The organism is Bacillus sp. ISL-57 (genome assembly GCF_018613135.1).
GTDB lineage: Bacteria > Bacillota > Bacilli > Bacillales > DSM-1321 > Peribacillus > Peribacillus frigoritolerans.
The window spans coordinates 221,421-238,099 of the sequence record NZ_JAGGQV010000019.1 but is presented as its reverse complement, the minus strand read 5'-3'; the positions used below and the strand labels follow the sequence as shown (position 1 = coordinate 238,099).

Sequence of the window (16,679 nt, the reverse complement as noted above, 5' to 3'; positions counted from 1 at the left end):
TTATTATAGAACCTTTTGTCTACAAACTGAGACAGGTTTTTAATGTACTTTTATATTTAAAAAAATTCTAGTACACAAATTGACATCTTGATTGTAGTGTCTTTTGAAAAAACAATTAAAAAGTGTTTTAAAGTAGGAGGGAATTGCTGCAAGAGGGTCGTTAATCGTGCATATGGAAAGTATTTTGGATAGTATTTATGGTAATAAAAAAGCAGGTATCTATTGCGATGCCTGCTTTTTTATGCTTTCCATTGTTTTTCAACTTGATGAAGGGCTTGTTGTAAAATTACTTCATGATCAGTACCCGGTTTAGTAAGGACATTAGTTTGATAAGATTTTCCTTGGAAATCAACTGTTACTGTAACTTTTACCATTATGCATCTTTCCTTTCCTGATTCAGAATTAAATGAGGTGGTTGTACCTATTTCTTTTATACCCGTGGCAGAAGGATAATCAAACATTTCAAAAGCAGTAAAATTGAGAAAGTTAATATTCAAAATTATCTGATATTTTTAAGGAGGTGTCAACACTTTTTTTTGACCTACTCCATTTTCCGGTTTAATAAAAAACGACCTGGCTAGCATACATGACAGCCAGGTTATTTTTATTAAACGAACTATATTCATATTTTAGTTAAAATAATACCGATTAATGCTGCAAGAACACCGGCAATTTGATAGGTTTTTAGTTTTTCCTTGAATATATAACATCCAGCGAATACGACAACCAAACAGTTCAGGCTGACGACAGGGAAAATGATGCTTGCGATGCCGGTGTTCAAGGCAAAGAAATAACATCCATAGCCTATCATGCTTAAAAAGCCTACTAAGGAACCGATTTTGACTTCCTTTAGCTTGATTTTTTCTTTTTTAAAGGCTAGAGCCGAAAGAAGATAAAGCATTCCGCCTCCATACATTGATACAAGGATATCAAGGGAGTTTAAATGAAGACGTGTTGATGTCGTCATAAGAATGCCGAGCACACCAAAAGATAAGATGGAGAGTAATGTGTGCATCATCCATGGGAAATATTGATGATTACCTTTTGCATTAGGGGTATATTGGATGACTAATGTAGCGATAAACATGCAGGCGATTCCACTCCACTGCAAGGAAGAAATATGTTCGTGAAAAATTAAAGCTGCACAGAGAATGGGGAATATGGCATTCGCTGCGATTAATGGAGATGTCAAGCTTGCCGGACCTTTTTCAAAGGCGCTTGCCATCTGGATGTTACCATTGGCGTTCAGTACACCAATTGCTGCACCAAGCATGATGGACAGCCAGTTCAGCTGCAAACCATCCATAAATACACCATAAACGATGGACAAAATAAAAGCTGAAAAATAAAAGAAAAATTGGATATGTATCTTGGAATACCCTTTTCCGCTGCTCCATTTAAAAATGCTGTTATTGATTCCGAAACATAAACTCGTGATGAGGGCTGCAAAAATCCACATTGACTTAATCTCTTCCTTCATGTAGGATAAACTTCTTCTACATTTTAAGCTGAATGCCCTTAAGAATCAAACCAAATTTAAAATGTATGATTGACAGATTAGATATTTTTTACTATATTTACTATGACAATTTTAAAATATTTTCCGATAAACGGGAGAGGTTCATAGCATCACCCTCTTAAAAAAACTATGGCTTTGATATTTTTCGCGAATCAACCATATCTTTGAGGAGATATGGTTTTTGTTATATAGAGGCCCATTTTATGAATCTCCCTGATATGTGGGATTAGGAGGACTTTTCATGTCTGGAAGAAAAGAAGAAGAATTAAAAAAAGATATCACACTGCTTGGAAATCAAGGAACAAAATATACATTCGACTATGCTCCTGAAATCCTTGAGTCATTCGATAACAAGCATCCGAACCGGGATTATTTCGTCAAATTCAATTGCCCGGAATTCACTAGTCTATGTCCGATCACGGGCCAGCCGGATTTTGCTACCATTTATATCAGCTATATTCCCAGTGTGAAAATGGTGGAAAGCAAGTCTTTGAAACTTTATTTATTCAGCTTCCGCAATCATGGTGATTTCCATGAAGACTGCATGAACATCATCATGAATGATTTAATCGAATTGATGGACCCTAAATATATTGAAGTCTGGGGCAAGTTTACACCTAGGGGCGGAATTTCCATCGACCCTTACACGAATTATGGGAAACCAGGTACGAAGTATGAGGAAATGGCGAATTACCGCTTGATGAACCATGACTTATACCCAGAAACCGTGGATAATCGCTAAAAACTAAAAAAAAGACAATGGGCATATGCCCGTTGTCTTTTTTTTAGTTTTTAGCTAATTTCGATCGATGGTTCTGTCGTTCTGTCCTTTTTAAAAGTACAAATGTCCTCCTATAATGGAATTCCCACTTGATTGTTTCGAGAAAAAGCGTAATAATAGGGAGAGTTAATTTTGACAGAATATTTACGAAAATAGGGGATGTCGAGATGAAAGTTGCAAAGTTTGGTGGAAGTTCACTTGCGTCAGGTGAACAGTTGAGGAAGGTATTCGAAATTGTTGTTTCTGATCCAGAGAGGAAGATTGTGGTCGTTTCCGCTCCGGGAAAACGCAATTCCGATGATATAAAGGTGACGGATTTATTGATTGAAGCCGCGGAACAGCAGTTGCGCGGGGATAACGGAGAGCATTTGATAGAAGATGTTGTATCCCGCTATGCGAGCATTGCTGAAGAGTTGGATATATCCGGGAGTGTCATCACAGGGATTCATGAAAATTTAATGGCACTGCTGCATGCAGACCAAACTGACCCGAAGCGCTATCTGGATGCCTTGAAGGCCGGTGGCGAGGATAATAATGCGAAGTTGGTCGCAGGTTATTTCCAAAGCCTTGGAGTGGAGGCACAGTATATCAATCCGAAGAAGGCAGGCTTGATCGTAACGGATGAAGGCGGATTTACCAGGGTGCTGCCAGAGTCTTATGATCGGTTATATGCTCTGCGTGATGAGCCAGGAATCGTTGTATTCCCAGGATTCTTCGGATATACATTAGATGGTGACGTGTTAACCTTCTCAAGAAGCGGTTCCGATATTACAGGTTCGATTCTTGCGAATGGGGTCAAAGCTGATTTATATGAGAACTTTACGGACGTGGATGCCGTTTATGCGGTGAATCCAAATGTGGTTTCCAACCCGAAGGGAATCCGGGAACTAACCTATCGTGAGATGCGTGAGCTTTCTTATGCAGGATTCTCGGTATTTCATGATGAGGCGCTGATTCCTGCATTCCGCGCGGGAATACCTGTCCATATCCAGAATACGAACAATCCGGCGGCACAAGGGACCCGCATTGTGAATACACGGGATAATACGAACGGGCCGGTTATTGGGATTGCAAGTGATAAAGGATTTTGCAGTATTTACATTAGCAAATATTTGATGAACCGGGAAGTTGGTTTTGGCCGGAAACTGCTGCACATCCTCGAGGATTATGGAGTTTCATATGAGCATATTCCATCAGGCATCGATGATGTGACGCTTATTCTAAGGCAGGACCAGATGAAAGGGGATGCCGAGAAGAAAATCATTTCCCGAATCAAGAAAGAGCTTCATGCCGATGAAGTGAATGTGGAGCATGATCTTGCCTTGATCATGGTTGTAGGGGAAGGAATGCGCCATAATGTCGGTACAACGGCAAGAGCGTCAAAAGCCTTGGCCGAAGCAAAGGTGAATATTGAGATGATCAACCAGGGCTCTTCGGAGGTAAGCATGATGTTCGGTGTGAAAGGGCACAACGAAGAGACGGCAATTCAGGCATTATATCACGAGTTCTTTTGAGTATGAGCGTTTAGGGCCCTCCTTATAGAAGGGGGGGTTTTTGTGATTAATCTTTTAATCACTATACATACGCTGGTTTTTTTCATCTGGTTCTTTAAGGTAGTGGCAATGACCGTGGGGATAATCATTCCAAGCTAAGCAGACGCGCTGTGGGGTTCAGAGCGTCTGTTTTAATTTAATAACCAATATGTCAAGTGGCTAAAGCAGAGACGGAGTTGACGCTCTTGAAACGGATAAAAAGGGCGCCCAACCTTATACATAACTCTCGCCAAATTATAAATGAAAGAGATGTCAATGGCACATCAAGTTTACGAGCCAAATGATTCACTGGCACCAATTGATTTAAGTAATTACTTCGAGTTGGTCTTGCTGAATAGAATCATGTTTAGAAAGCACCCTAATCACTTCAAGTTAAATACTTCTATATAATACAAAAAAAGAATGTAGGAATAAGTTGGGAATAAGTTCTATCTATATGTTAAAACAAAGTTGAGTGGAGTGTGAGGCAGGAGACTCCTGGGGGAAAAGCTCGTCTAGGGAGGCACCGCAGGCGTAAGCCGAGGGCGGACCGCCCGCGAAAAGCGAGTGCCTGGAGCTGAAATCAACGTTGAAATAAAAAGCAATAAAAAAACTGTAGAAAACCCGGTTTCATCGAGTTTGTCTACAGTCTGCCTCCAAATGGAAGATTTGAGGCTTTCCTTTTATGTTAGTCCATAATGGTCAGGAGTCGATCGATCGCGGTCCTTGGACGCGGGGCAGGAATCATATCGGGATAGCCAACGTGAAGGCTGCCGACGATCTTCTCGCCTGGTTTCACGCCCAAAGCTTCACGAAACTCCGTGCTGTGTATCATGCCGTATGTTTCCCATATCATCCCGATTCCTTGTTCCCAGGCAAGCAGGCTGAAATTCTGGATCAAGGCACTTGTAGCCGCATAATCTTCTTCGCGTGTCATGGGATTCGGATTCTCTTCCATGATCACTGCGACAAACATCGGTACACCTATGAGTTTATTATATCCTCGCTGTCCGGCTGCTTTTTTCTTTTCAGGGTCCTTCTCTTTGCCTTCCATGAATGCACGTGTTGCTTCTGCGAGTTTTAAACGGCTATCACCATGCACCACGACAAAGCGCCATGGCTGGGTCATTTTATGGTTCGGTGCCCATGTCGAAGTTTCCAATAATGATTGGATGGTATCAATAGGAACAGGAATGTCCTTAAATCGTTTGATGCTGCGCCGTTCTTTAATGATATTTTCTAGTTTCATGATCATCCTGCTCCTTTAATCATATATGTAAGTTTAATAGTTGAAAAAAAATAATCCCCGGCTGCCTAATATGCTTCCAACGTGAATAAATTACTTGAATAAAGAGGGGGCAATATTCTAGTGACTTGCATTCGCTAATGAGCATATAATTTTACTAGGCACAGAGAAGCCGGGGCGACATTGTATCTATGTACAATATCAAAAGGGTACGATAAGAGAATATCGTATTTGCTTATCAAATTTCAGAGATCGATAATGAAATTGAAAATCATTATCAATTAGAATTTTCGCTTATTTCCTGTTATTTGTCAAGGATATTTATAAAAAAAATTCAAGATATTTACCAATGCTTTAAAACAGTTAAAACCTTTTAAAAAATCTGTATAAAAATGTATAATGAGAGGATGAGAAGATGCTATTTACATACGGAGAATCGAAGGTGTCATAGATGAAAAAATTGTCCTCATTTCTTAAGCCATACTGGCTTTTGATCATTCTTGCTTTATCCTTAATGATTGTGGAACTCGGGGTAGAGCTGTTACAACCTCTATTTATAGCAAAAATCATTGATGATGGCATTTTGCAGAAAGATATATCGGTGGTGATTAAATGGGGAAGTGTCATGGTTGGACTTTCCGTTTTTTCATTTCTTGGCGGGATCGTTAATTCATTTACGGCATCACATGTAAGTCAAAGCTTTGGACATGATGTCAGGACAAGCCTTTTTGGTAAAATACAGGCGTTTTCTTTTGCGAACTTGAATAATATCCCGACTTCCTCGTTGATTACAAGGATGACGAATGATGTGACCCAACTTCAAAATACGGTTTTTATGGGCTTGCGTATCATGGCAAGGGCGCCGTTGATCGTAATCGGCGGAGCGATAATGGCTATTTCGGTCGATTTGAAATTATCCCTTGTATTGGTCATTTCAATTCCGGTTCTTGTTTTCTTCTTGGGGTGGGTTATGAAACGGGCGGCTAAGCTGTTTAAGCTCGTCCAGAAAAAACTCGATAATGTCAATGGTGTCATGAGGGAAAACCTGATAGGCATGCGCTTGATCAAAGCTTTTCTTCGTAAGGAGCATGAAATCGGCCGATTTGACGATGCGAATGAAGAGTTGAAAAGAAAGACTGTGTCTTCCCTTCGTTTAATTGAAACGACGATGCCTGTGCTGATGCTTGTCATGAATGTGGCGATTCTGATCATTCTCTGGCTTGGAAGTGAATTTATAACGACGGGAGATATACAGGTAGGGGAAGTTGTGGCGATTGTCAACTATGCCACGAGGATTGCGGCATCCCTTTCCGTTTTTTCATGGCTGATCATGGTCATTTCCCGTGCAAAGGCATCAGCGGAACGTGTGACGGAAATATTTGAAACCCCGATAGATATTGATGAAGGTAAGGCGGAAAGCAAGAGTGGGGCCGTCAATGGGGGAGGCATTAAGTTTCTGGATGTATCTTTCCGCTATCCTGGAACCGAAACCCCGATATTGAAAAACCTGACCTTCTCCATCGATCCGGGAGAATCGCTTGCCATCATAGGAGCGACAGGATCAGGGAAGACATCTCCGAGATTATATGAAGTTGAAAGCGGCTCCATTCAAATTGATGGCCAAGACCTGAAAGATATTCCCTTGAATTCGCTACGGAACAGGATCGGCTATGTACCGCAAGAGGCCCTGCTTTTTTCGGGGACCATAAAAAATAATGTCGCTTGGGGAAAAGAGGGTGCCTCGATGGAGGAAATCATGGCTGCGGCCATGCATGCCCAGGTCCATGAGACCGTAATGAAACTTCCGAAGCAATATGAAACCCAGTTAGGGCAAAAAGGAGTGAATCTGTCTGGAGGGCAAAAACAGCGCTTATCGATTGCAAGAGCATTGGTGCGCAAACCGAAGATTCTCCTTCTGGATGATAGTACAAGTGCGCTGGATTTGAAGACGGAAAGTAAATTGCTTGCCGCTTTAAAGGACTATACATGCACAACGCTCATCATTACACAAAAAATCAGTACAGCCATGGAGGCAGACAAAATCTTGTTGCTTGAAAGCGGTCAAGTCCTTGCGCTGGGGAAACATCAGGATTTGATGCAAACAAGCGATCTTTATCGAAAAATCGTTCGCTCACAGTTTGGGGAGGAGGGGATTTCGCTTGAGTCGAAGAATATCTCCCGATAAGGCAAAGTCTAAACCGGTCAACTCCTGGAATACGGTAAAAAGGATCATTCCCTACTTGGCAACGAATAAAAGCCTGCTATTATGTGTCCTTTTCATGGTACTGATAAGCTCGGTTTTGGGATTGCTTGGCCCCTTTCTTGTTGGGATGGCCATTGATGATTATATTGTCACAAGAGATAGTGGGGGGCTGATCAGCCTTCTTTTAGGGCTTCTCGGAGTCTACATATTTTATTCCCTATCCATGTGGCTTCAGAATTATTGGATGATCGGAATTGCACAGGATACGGTTTATGCGATGCGTAATCAACTATTCAAAAAGCTTCACCAGTTGTCCATTCCCTTTTTTGATCGGCGTCAGCACGGGGAGTTGATGAGTAGGGTCACGAATGATATTGAAAATGTCAGTTCCACTTTGAATAGCTCCGTCATCCAGATCTTTTCAAGTGTGCTGACACTTATCGGGACGGTCGGAGTCATGCTGTATTTGAGCCCTTTATTAACTGTTTTAACCTTATTCATCGTTCCTCTCATGTTCTTCGGTCTTAGGTGGATAACGAACAGGACGGGAAAGCTGTTTAAAGCACAGCAGAAGAACCTTGGAGAACTGAATGGGTTTATAGAAGAAACGATTTCCGGACAACGGATCGTAAAGGCTTTTTCACAGGAAGATAAAGTGATCCGTGATTTTATCATCCGGAGTGAAAATTTAAAGAAAGCCGGATTCCTATCACAATCATACTCAGGGCTGATTCCAAAACTGATGAATTTACTGAACAACTTAAGTTTCACGGTAATAGCCGCTGTCGGCGGGTTTTTGGCGCTGAGTGGCATAGGTACTGTTTCCATCGGGGTCATTGTCATCTTCACCGAGTACTCAAGGCAATTCACCCGTCCGCTCAATGACCTGGCTAACCAATTCAATACACTCCTCTCAGCTGTTGCCGGTGCTGAACGGGTTTTCGCCATACTTGATGAAAAAGAAGAAGAAGTGGATGAGAAACAGGCTTCTGAACTTCGTGAAGTCCGCGGTGAGGTGGACTTTGAGGGTGTTTCCTTTTCGTATAATGATGAGGGGCAAACGATATATGATGTTAGTTTCCAAGCAAAGAAGGGGGAGACCGTCGCGCTTGTAGGTCCCACGGGGGCAGGTAAGACCACGATCATTAATCTTCTTGCCCGTTTTTACGAGCCGAACAGCGGCCGGATATTGATTGACGGCCAGGATATCCAACAGGTGACGAGGTCCAGTCTCCGTAAGCATATGGGCTTCGTTTTACAGGATTCCTTCTTGTTTCAAGGTACGATTCGTGAAAATATCCGCTACGGCCGGCTGGAGGCAGAAGATGAAGAAGTGGTGAATGCAGCCAAGCTTGCCAATGCCCATTCCTTTATCATGAAACTGCCAGATCGATACGATACCATCTTGAATCAAGATGGCAGTGGAATAAGTCAGGGGCAGCGCCAGCTATTATCGATTGCCAGGGCTATTTTAGCGGATCCCGTATTATTGATTTTGGATGAAGCGACAAGTAGCATAGATACGATAACCGAGCTTAAAATCCAGGAAGCATTACACCGCTTGATGGAGGGAAGGACAAGTTTTGTCATTGCCCACAGATTGAATACAATTCAGCAAAGTGATCAAATCCTCGTACTTGATGAAGGAAGGATCATTGAAAAAGGATCCCATGATGAATTGTTGCGGCAGAGGGGTTTTTATTACGATCTAAATCGCAGCTCATTAAGGGGAAATCAGATAGGATAAAGAAAGAATGTGTGCCATCCGGCGCGCATTTTTTTGTGTTGGTCCCATAATGAGCATCATAAACTTGGGGATTGCATCCCGTTCATTTAATGATGAACCTTCTAAAAACGCGTTCACACAATACGATTTTTATAAAGCATGGAAATCATTGATTCCACCAAAATGGGAAAGGAGGGAATTATCGACAAAATAATGGAAAATACTTTACAGATTGACTAAATTGCTATTGCTAAAAAACCTTATGGTAACATATAATTCAGAATATATATAAAATTCTTTAAATTTAATGGGCACGGAGAGAAATACAGCCCTGGCCCCTTATGAATGAAGGTTTTTTATAGTTATACACTAGATCGATAGAGAGGAGATGGAAAAATTGAAAGCGCTTAAGTCTGTTATTCTTTGGGGGATCATATCTGCATTGGGTGCGGTGAGTTTTGGTTTCGTCGCGCTAAACCGGGGGGAAAGCATCAATGCCATGTGGATTGTTACTGCGGCACTCTGTGTTTATTCAATTGCATACCGCTTTTATAGTAAATTCATTGCACGGAAAGTGTTTGAGCTAGATGACAATCGCCAGACTCCATCGGAAGCGAATAATGATGGGAAAGATTATGTACCTACAAACAAATGGGTTTTGTTTGGTCACCACTTTGCAGCAATTGCCGGAGCTGGACCTCTCGTAGGCCCCATCCTTGCAGCGCAGATGGGATATTTGCCAGGGACGCTATGGCTTGTAGTCGGAGTTGTTTTGGCTGGTGCCGTACAGGATTTCATCATTCTTTTCGGTTCGATGCGCCGTAACGGCAAATCTTTGGGAGAGATGATCAAAGAGGAGATTGGACCGATTACAGGCTTGATAGCGATGATCGGTATCCTCGGTATCATGATCATTTTATTGGCGGTACTTGCCCTGGTTGTCGTAAAAGCGCTGGTGGGCAGTCCGTGGGGAATGTTCACGATTGCCTCGACCATACCGATTGCAGTCCTGATGGGCATTTACATGCGTTATATAAGGCCGGGACGGGTTGGTGAAGGGTCGATTATCGGAATCATACTTTTGATGCTCGCGTTATATTTCGGCCGCTTTGTAGCCGAGAGCGCAACATTGGCGCCAATGTTCACTTTCACCGGGGAAACGATTGCCATCATGTTGATTGTCTATGGTTTCGTTGCCTCCGTTTTGCCTGTATGGATGTTATTGGCACCGCGTGATTATTTAAGTACATTCTTGAAAATCGGTACGATCATCGGACTTGCACTTGGTATCTTTATTGTCATGCCGAGCCTTGAAATGCCAGCTGTCACTCAATTCATCGATGGAACAGGACCTGTATTTTCCGGAAATTTATTCCCGTTCCTATTCATTACGATCGCTTGTGGAGCGGTATCGGGATTCCATGCACTCGTTTCCTCAGGTACAACTCCTAAAATGATTGAACGCGAATCGCATGCACGTCCAATCGGATACGGGGCGATGTTGACTGAATCCTTCGTAGCCATCATGGCGATGATTGCCGCCTGTGTATTGACGCCAGGTATCTATTTTGCCATTAACAGTCCGGGGGCCGTTGTGGGAACGGAACCAGCGCAAGTGGCTGCTACGATATCCGATTGGGGTTTCCTTGTGACACCTGAGATGATTACCGGCCTTGCAGACGATGTTGGGGAAGAGACCATTATATCCCGTACCGGAGGAGCTCCAACCTTTGCAATCGGCATGGCCCATATCTTCTCGCAAGTGATTGGAGGGGCGTCCCTGATGGCATTCTGGTATCATTTCGCGATCCTGTTCGAGGCATTGTTCATATTGACCACCATTGATGCAGGAACCAGGGTGGGTCGTTTTATGATACAGGATGTCATCGGCACCTTTTACAAACCATTTGCCGAAACGAATAAATGGCTGCCCAATATAATTGCGACTGCCATTTGTGTAATCGGTTGGGGGTACTTCCTTTATCAAGGGGTCATTGATCCTCTTGGCGGAATCAATACCCTTTGGCCATTATTTGGAATCGCGAATCAGATGCTTTCCGCCATTGCATTGCTGCTTGGAACGACGGTTCTTTTCAAAATGGGCAAAAAAGCGTACACATGGGTCACTCTTGTGCCCACTACATTCTTGTTGATAGTGACCATGACGGCAGGGTGGCAAAAGCTGTTCCACGAAAACCCGGCAATTGGCTTTTTAGCACATAAGGATAAATTTAAAGCGGCTTATGATAATGGGGAAGTCCTTGCTCCGGCAGCCAACCTAGCCGAGATGAAGCGGGTTATCGTCAATGATTATGTGGATGCCGCCCTATGTGCCATCTTCATGATCGTGGTGATCACGGTCTTGATTTCTGCCATTAGGCTATGGATAAAAGTCTTGAAGAACCAGAAAATAGATTTACATGAAACGCCTTATGTATCAAGGTCGTCATAAGGGAGGGAAAGCAATGTTAAAAAGAATAATTACAATTCTAAGCTACAGAAAGCAATTCGTCAGTTTGCTCGTCGGCGTGCCAAGTTATGATACGTATGTGGCACATATGAGAATGCATCATCCTGAAGATCCTGTGAAAACCAGGAAAGAATTTTTCTGCGAAGCCCAGGATGAACGGTATAACGCAAAGGGTGGCAAAGTGTCCCGTTGCTGTTAATGAATATTTATTGAAGGGTCCTCAATAGGAGGGCCCTTTTTTTATTGTTTTTTCCGAAGTGGGACCTAAGCGGAGGGTTAAATGTAATAGACATGGAGTCGTGAAAATGTAGAAAAGCAATTTCAAAACCAAAAACATCACATTTTCCGGTCCTTTATTCTTATTGATGTTATATTACCTAACAATTTTATGAAAAAACACAAAAAAATAAGTTGAATAATTAGAAAATTGAGTATATGATAAAAAATATAACATAATATTGTTAATAAACATAACATATACAAAAACAAGGGGGAAAAAACAGTATGCAAATGGCAGATTCGGTATTCATGTTTTTGGCGACGATGATGGTTTGGCTAATGACTCCAGGGATTGCCCTATTTTATGGAGGGATGGTAAAAAGTAAAAATGTCCTGAATACGGCAATGCATAGTTATATGCCTCTGGCTGTCATTTCCATTCTTTGGGTGCTCATTGGGTATTCATTATCATTTTCACCTGGTAATTCACTTCTGGGGGGGCTGGACTGGGTTGGTTTAAAGGATGTGGGCTTTGCACCTGGGCCTTACAGCGAAACGATTCCCCATAGTTTGTTCATGTTATTCCAAATGACTTTTGCCGTTTTAACAGTTTCGATCATTGCTGGTGGCATTGCCGAGCGGATGAGGTTTTCAGCATTCCTGATTTTTACGATCCTATGGTCTTTATTCGTATATGCTCCCGTTGCACACTGGGTATGGGGTGGAGGCTGGTTAGCGGAACTGGGTACACTTGACTTTGCTGGTGGCAACGTTGTTCATATATCTTCAGGGGTTGCAGGTTTGGTATTAGCAATCATGTTAGGTAAAAGGAAAGAGTCGGGGGACAGTGCACCGCATAATCTTCCTTTAACATTTCTTGGAGGATCATTAATTTGGTTCGGTTGGTACGGCTTCAACGTCGGAAGCGCACTGACAATCAATGAGGTGGCGATGAATGTATTCGTTAATACAGCTGTTGCAGCAGCTGCTGGCATCATTGGATGGTTGATCGTCGAGTATATGGCTAATAAAAAGGCAACATTGCTGGGTGCAGTATCCGGTGCCATTTCTGGCTTGGTGGCCATTACACCCGCTTGCGGATTCGTAACGCCCGCATCATCAATCATCATCGGTGTCATCGGCGGTGCCGTTTGTTTTTGGGGTGTATTCTTCCTGAAGAATAAACTGGGTTACGACGATGCGCTTGATGCTTTCGGATTACATGGTATCGGCGGGACATGGGGTGGCATCGCTACAGGCTTGTTCGCGACAACTTCCGTAAACGAAAGCGGGGCAAATGGTTTATTCTATGGAGATTTCAACTTGTTGTGGAAGCAGCTTGTAGCGATCATTGCGACCTATATCTTCGTTGCCGTGGTCACTTATATCGTTGCTAAAGCCATTAACCTTTTCGTACCGTTGCGTGTCAGTGAAGAGGATGAGTCAATGGGGCTTGATCTTACACTTCATGGAGAAAAAGCTTATCACGAATCAATCTAAAAGGGGGGGCGCATATGTCCGAGATTTTAACGAAAATAGAAATCATTACCCGTCCTATCCAATTTGAACAATTCAAAGCGGAACTTGCGAAAATAGGGGTAAGCGGAATGACAGTATCGGAAGTAAAAGGAACGGGTCTTCAGAAAAGTTATGTGGAAACATATAGAGGGAGAAATCGTGAAATTTCATTGCATGATCGAATGAAAATCGAAATCGTCGTGTGTGAAGTGCCAGTTCAGGATGTTGTGGATGTAGCAAGGAAATTCTTGAGTACCGGTAAACCTGGTGACGGTAAAATCTTCATATATCAATTGGCGAATGTTGTGAATATCCGTACCGGTAAAGAAGGTCATGATGCGTTAAAGAATGACATCTGATGCAATGATCGATTCAGTTGGGTACAGAAGATGAAAGAAAGGGAGCTGAAAATGGGGAGACTGGTCCGAATTGTTAATGCAAAAAAACAGAAGATCGTTAATACGCTCATTTCAGAGGATATATATCAACCTGATGACCGACCCTTTTTATTGGAATTGCCACTGAAAAATTTAGAAGAGATTTTATCACTCCGATTAAAATCCCCGTTTCAAAATTCCCGTTCAAAAAAATAACCTTTCAGCCGTTATCCTAGGGGAGAGCGGCTTTTTTTGTTTGTTGTCCAGCTGGATCGTGACATTTAAATGTTTGTATATTAAGGAAATTTTTTTCTTGAATCCCCCATGGAAATCGGGGAGCATTCCAACTATAATGAATAAGGATATAAATTTAAATACGATTTTTTTGCTTTTTTCGCCGCTTTTCGCTTAGTTACTTCAATTTTTCTTTAATTTTCTGAAAAGCAAATTCAAAAAAATGTAAGTTTATCAAAAAACTATGAATTACTTCATGAATGCCCTGCTTAATAATAGGGGAATTATTAATATGTTCTTTTAAGAGGTGAAAGGAAATGGATCAATTTACGGTCGAATCCGTTTTAAATATCATCAGGGAGTTTGTACCGAAGGATGCTTCAATTTCTGTGGCTGATTCTGAAAAATACATTTATTATCAACCGAGCAAACAAGTGGACTTAAGAATAAAACCAGGTGATTTAATCAGTGAAAATACGGCGACATATAAAGCGCTGAGCGTCCGTAAAAAAATAGGGGTGCAAGTTGAAAGTAATGTATTTGGCGTACCTTACTATGGGCTGAGTGTTCCTATCATGGACGAGGGCAACCCTTTAGGGGCGGTAACGGCCATCTTGCCGTCAAAGCCCTTGATTTTACCGACATCATTCCTGACCATTAAAACGGATGATCGCTGGATACCGCTTCCATATGATGAAATTATGTATTTGGAAGCTCAAAATAGGAAAACTAAAATTCAGTCCGAACGTGTGAGTGGATTTCATAAAATGAATTTAAGTGAATTGGAATTCATTTTACCTGGTGATTTATTCATTCGTGTGCACCGTTCGTACATCGTCAATATCAACTATATACAAGAAATCCTTCCTGATTTCCATTCTACATTTTTATTGATAATGAAAGACAACTCCAAAATCCAGGTCAGTCAAACATATGCAAGTCAATTCAGGCGGGCTTTGGGGTTTTAGTGATTCTCCTTTGTGTGAAAGAAATGCTGGTTTATGCCCAATTTAAGGCTTTTCATTCGAAAATGAATGTGACGATTACACAGGATTGGTAAAATTAAGTGTAAGAAAAGCGAAAAATGGGGGTCTTTTGTATGAACGAAAGCGTTTTCAAAAAAATTCGCAATGAACAATTTAAGGGGAAAGTAGTTACAGCGGAAGAAGCAGCTTCATGGATTAAAAATGGGATGAAACTCGGTATGAGTGGATTTACCCGTGCTGGTGATGCTAAAGTTATTCCGATGGCTCTAGTTGAAAGAGCTAAAACTGAAAAATTCAAAGTTGACGTTTATACTGGTGCCTCATTAGGACCGGAAGTCGACCAACATATGGCGGAAGCAGGTATCATAAATAAACGTTTGCCGTTCCAAGCGGATAAAGGCATTCGCAATAAAATAAATGCTGATGAAGTAACTTATGTAGATCAGCATTTGTCTCATACAGCTGAACAAGTTCGTCAAGGCATTGTCGGACCAATCGATTTTGCAATCATCGAAGCATTGGCGATTACAGAAGATGGATTGATCATCCCGACAACTTCTGTAGGCAACTCAGCCATATTCGTTCAAGAAGCTAAACATGTGATCATTGAATTGAACGTATCCCATCCAGAAGGACTGGAAGGGATGCATGATATATATACTCCGGCTAAACAAGGCGAACGTGAACCGATTCCTATGACTAAAGCAAGTGATCGCCTTGGATCGATCGGCATTGCGGTTGATCCTGAAAAAGTAATGGGAATCGTCGTTTCTACAGATCTTGATGCACCTTCCACAATCGTGCCGCCGGATGAAGAAACTGCAACAATCGCCAACCATCTCATTAACTTCCTTCGTGGAGAAATCAAGGCTGGCCGTTTAACTGAAAGCCTTGCTCCGCTTCAGTCGGGTGTAGGTTCAGTCGCAAATGCAGTATTCGCCGGCTTCCTTGATTCTGAATTCAAAGATTTGGAAGTTTATTCAGAAGTGCTGCAAGATGCGGTATTTGATCTGATCGATGCTGGAAAGGTTAAATTCGCTTCAGGGTGTTCGATTACATTAGCTGAAGAAAAAGGGAAACAAGTTTACGGTGAGCTTGAAAAATACCGTGATAAACTAGTTCTTCGTCCACAAGAAATATCTAATCATCCTGAAATCATCCGTCGTTTGGGCTTGATTTCAATCAATACAGCGTTAGAATGTGATATCTATGGTAACGTAAACTCGACACATGTTTCGGGGACAAGAATGATGAATGGAATTGGCGGATCAGGAGATTTTGCCCGTAATTCACGTCTAGGCATTTTCGTAACGAAATCATATGCAAAAGGCGGCAAAATTTCCAGTATCGTTCCTTTCGTTTCTCATGTGGATCATACTGAACATGATGTGGATGTATTAGTGACAGAGCAAGGGATCGCTGATTTACGTGGCTTGGCACCAAAAGAGCGCGTAGAGTTAATCATAGAAAACTGTGCTCATCCTGACTACCGTCCACAGCTACGTGCATACTTCACTGAAGCTGTTGCGCAAACGGGCGGGCATCAAACTCCGCACATACTTGAAAAAGCATTTTCATGGCATACGAACCTAGCTAAAAACGGTACGATGCTTGAAGCGGTTCTTCAAGATCAAAAATAAGAATCAAAACCCCGCCAATACAGCGGGGTTTTTTATTTGGTCCGTGTCCGGTATAGGTGAAAACCAATGAATCTTTCGTCACATCAATGAAATATTGAAAGGTAAATAGTTATTTCTCCTAAGTAATTTGTATGGTGTTTCCTATTGGTTCTTTTTCCTGCGACAAATAAAAGATTTAAAGTGTAAAAAGATGCTTAACCATCAAAAAGATGGGGAACTGTATCTTTA

Annotated in this window: 14 protein-coding genes and 1 riboswitch; of the genes, 11 read left to right on the top strand and 3 right to left on the bottom strand. The window is 41.9% G+C overall.

The window, feature by feature from the left end; translation table 11 throughout:
- Positions 1 to 239: 239 nt before the first annotated feature.
- Positions 240 to 497, bottom strand: coding sequence for a BA3454 family stress response protein (locus J7I90_RS27530; protein WP_251025407.1), 258 nt, complete (start codon positions 495 to 497; stop codon positions 240 to 242).
- 125 nt (positions 498 to 622) lie between these two features.
- Complete coding sequence (locus J7I90_RS21715) at positions 623 to 1,480, bottom strand: DMT family transporter (RefSeq protein ID WP_251025406.1); 858 nt, start codon at positions 1,478 to 1,480, stop codon at positions 623 to 625.
- Between the two features lie 130 nt (positions 1,481 to 1,610).
- Positions 1,611 to 1,656: riboswitch (PreQ1 riboswitch) on the top strand.
- Positions 1,657 to 1,760: 104 nt separating this feature from the next.
- Here J7I90_RS21715 and queF point away from each other — a divergent pair.
- Positions 1,761 to 2,261, top strand: a complete 501-nt coding sequence (queF, locus tag J7I90_RS21710; protein WP_034305880.1) for a preQ(1) synthase — start codon at positions 1,761 to 1,763, stop codon at positions 2,259 to 2,261.
- A 206-nt stretch (positions 2,262 to 2,467) separates the two neighbouring features.
- Entirely contained in the window at positions 2,468 to 3,814 is a 1,347-nt protein-coding gene (locus tag J7I90_RS21705) for an aspartate kinase (RefSeq protein WP_214773703.1), read from the top strand.
- A gap of 706 nt (positions 3,815 to 4,520) precedes the next feature.
- Here J7I90_RS21705 and J7I90_RS21700 read toward each other — a convergent pair.
- Entirely contained in the window at positions 4,521 to 5,081 is a 561-nt protein-coding gene (locus tag J7I90_RS21700) for a nitroreductase family protein (RefSeq protein WP_214773702.1), read from the bottom strand.
- Positions 5,082 to 5,529: 448 nt separating this feature from the next.
- Between J7I90_RS21700 and J7I90_RS21695 the strand changes: the two genes are divergently transcribed.
- The 9 genes from J7I90_RS21695 to scpC all read left to right on the top strand — a co-directional run bounded on the left by J7I90_RS21695 (position 5,530) and on the right by scpC (position 16,451).
- Positions 5,530 to 7,263: an ABC transporter ATP-binding protein gene (locus J7I90_RS21695; RefSeq protein WP_214773701.1), complete on the top strand. Its 1,734-nt coding sequence runs from the start codon at positions 5,530 to 5,532 to the stop codon at positions 7,261 to 7,263.
- The gene (locus J7I90_RS21690) at positions 7,238 to 9,028 is read left to right on the top strand and encodes an ABC transporter ATP-binding protein (protein ID WP_251025405.1); all 1,791 of its coding nucleotides are present in this window, start codon (positions 7,238 to 7,240) and stop codon (positions 9,026 to 9,028) included. The genes J7I90_RS21695 and J7I90_RS21690 overlap by 26 nt, the downstream gene beginning before the upstream one ends.
- A 49-nt stretch (positions 9,029 to 9,077) precedes the next feature.
- Positions 9,078 to 9,221 (top strand): hypothetical protein, encoded by a 144-nt coding sequence (locus tag J7I90_RS21685; protein ID WP_214773699.1) that lies wholly within the window; start codon positions 9,078 to 9,080, stop codon positions 9,219 to 9,221.
- 183 nt (positions 9,222 to 9,404) lie between these two features.
- On the top strand, positions 9,405 to 11,459 hold the full coding sequence (locus J7I90_RS21680) for a carbon starvation CstA family protein (RefSeq protein ID WP_214773698.1): 2,055 nt from the start codon (positions 9,405 to 9,407) through the stop codon (positions 11,457 to 11,459).
- Between the two features lie 13 nt (positions 11,460 to 11,472).
- The gene (locus J7I90_RS21675) at positions 11,473 to 11,676 is read left to right on the top strand and encodes a YbdD/YjiX family protein (RefSeq protein WP_214773697.1); all 204 of its coding nucleotides are present in this window, start codon (positions 11,473 to 11,475) and stop codon (positions 11,674 to 11,676) included.
- A gap of 305 nt (positions 11,677 to 11,981) precedes the next feature.
- Entirely contained in the window at positions 11,982 to 13,196 is a 1,215-nt protein-coding gene (locus J7I90_RS21670) for an ammonium transporter (RefSeq protein WP_214773696.1), read from the top strand.
- Positions 13,197 to 13,210: 14 nt separating this feature from the next.
- The gene (locus J7I90_RS21665) at positions 13,211 to 13,573 is read left to right on the top strand and encodes a P-II family nitrogen regulator (protein ID WP_214773695.1); all 363 of its coding nucleotides are present in this window, start codon (positions 13,211 to 13,213) and stop codon (positions 13,571 to 13,573) included.
- A gap of 569 nt (positions 13,574 to 14,142) precedes the next feature.
- Entirely contained in the window at positions 14,143 to 14,793 is a 651-nt protein-coding gene (locus J7I90_RS21660) for a LytTR family DNA-binding domain-containing protein (protein WP_214773694.1), read from the top strand.
- 131 nt (positions 14,794 to 14,924) lie between these two features.
- Positions 14,925 to 16,451: a succinyl-CoA:acetate CoA-transferase ScpC gene (gene scpC / locus J7I90_RS21655; RefSeq protein WP_034305854.1), complete on the top strand. Its 1,527-nt coding sequence runs from the start codon at positions 14,925 to 14,927 to the stop codon at positions 16,449 to 16,451.
- Positions 16,452 to 16,679 lie beyond the last annotated feature (228 nt).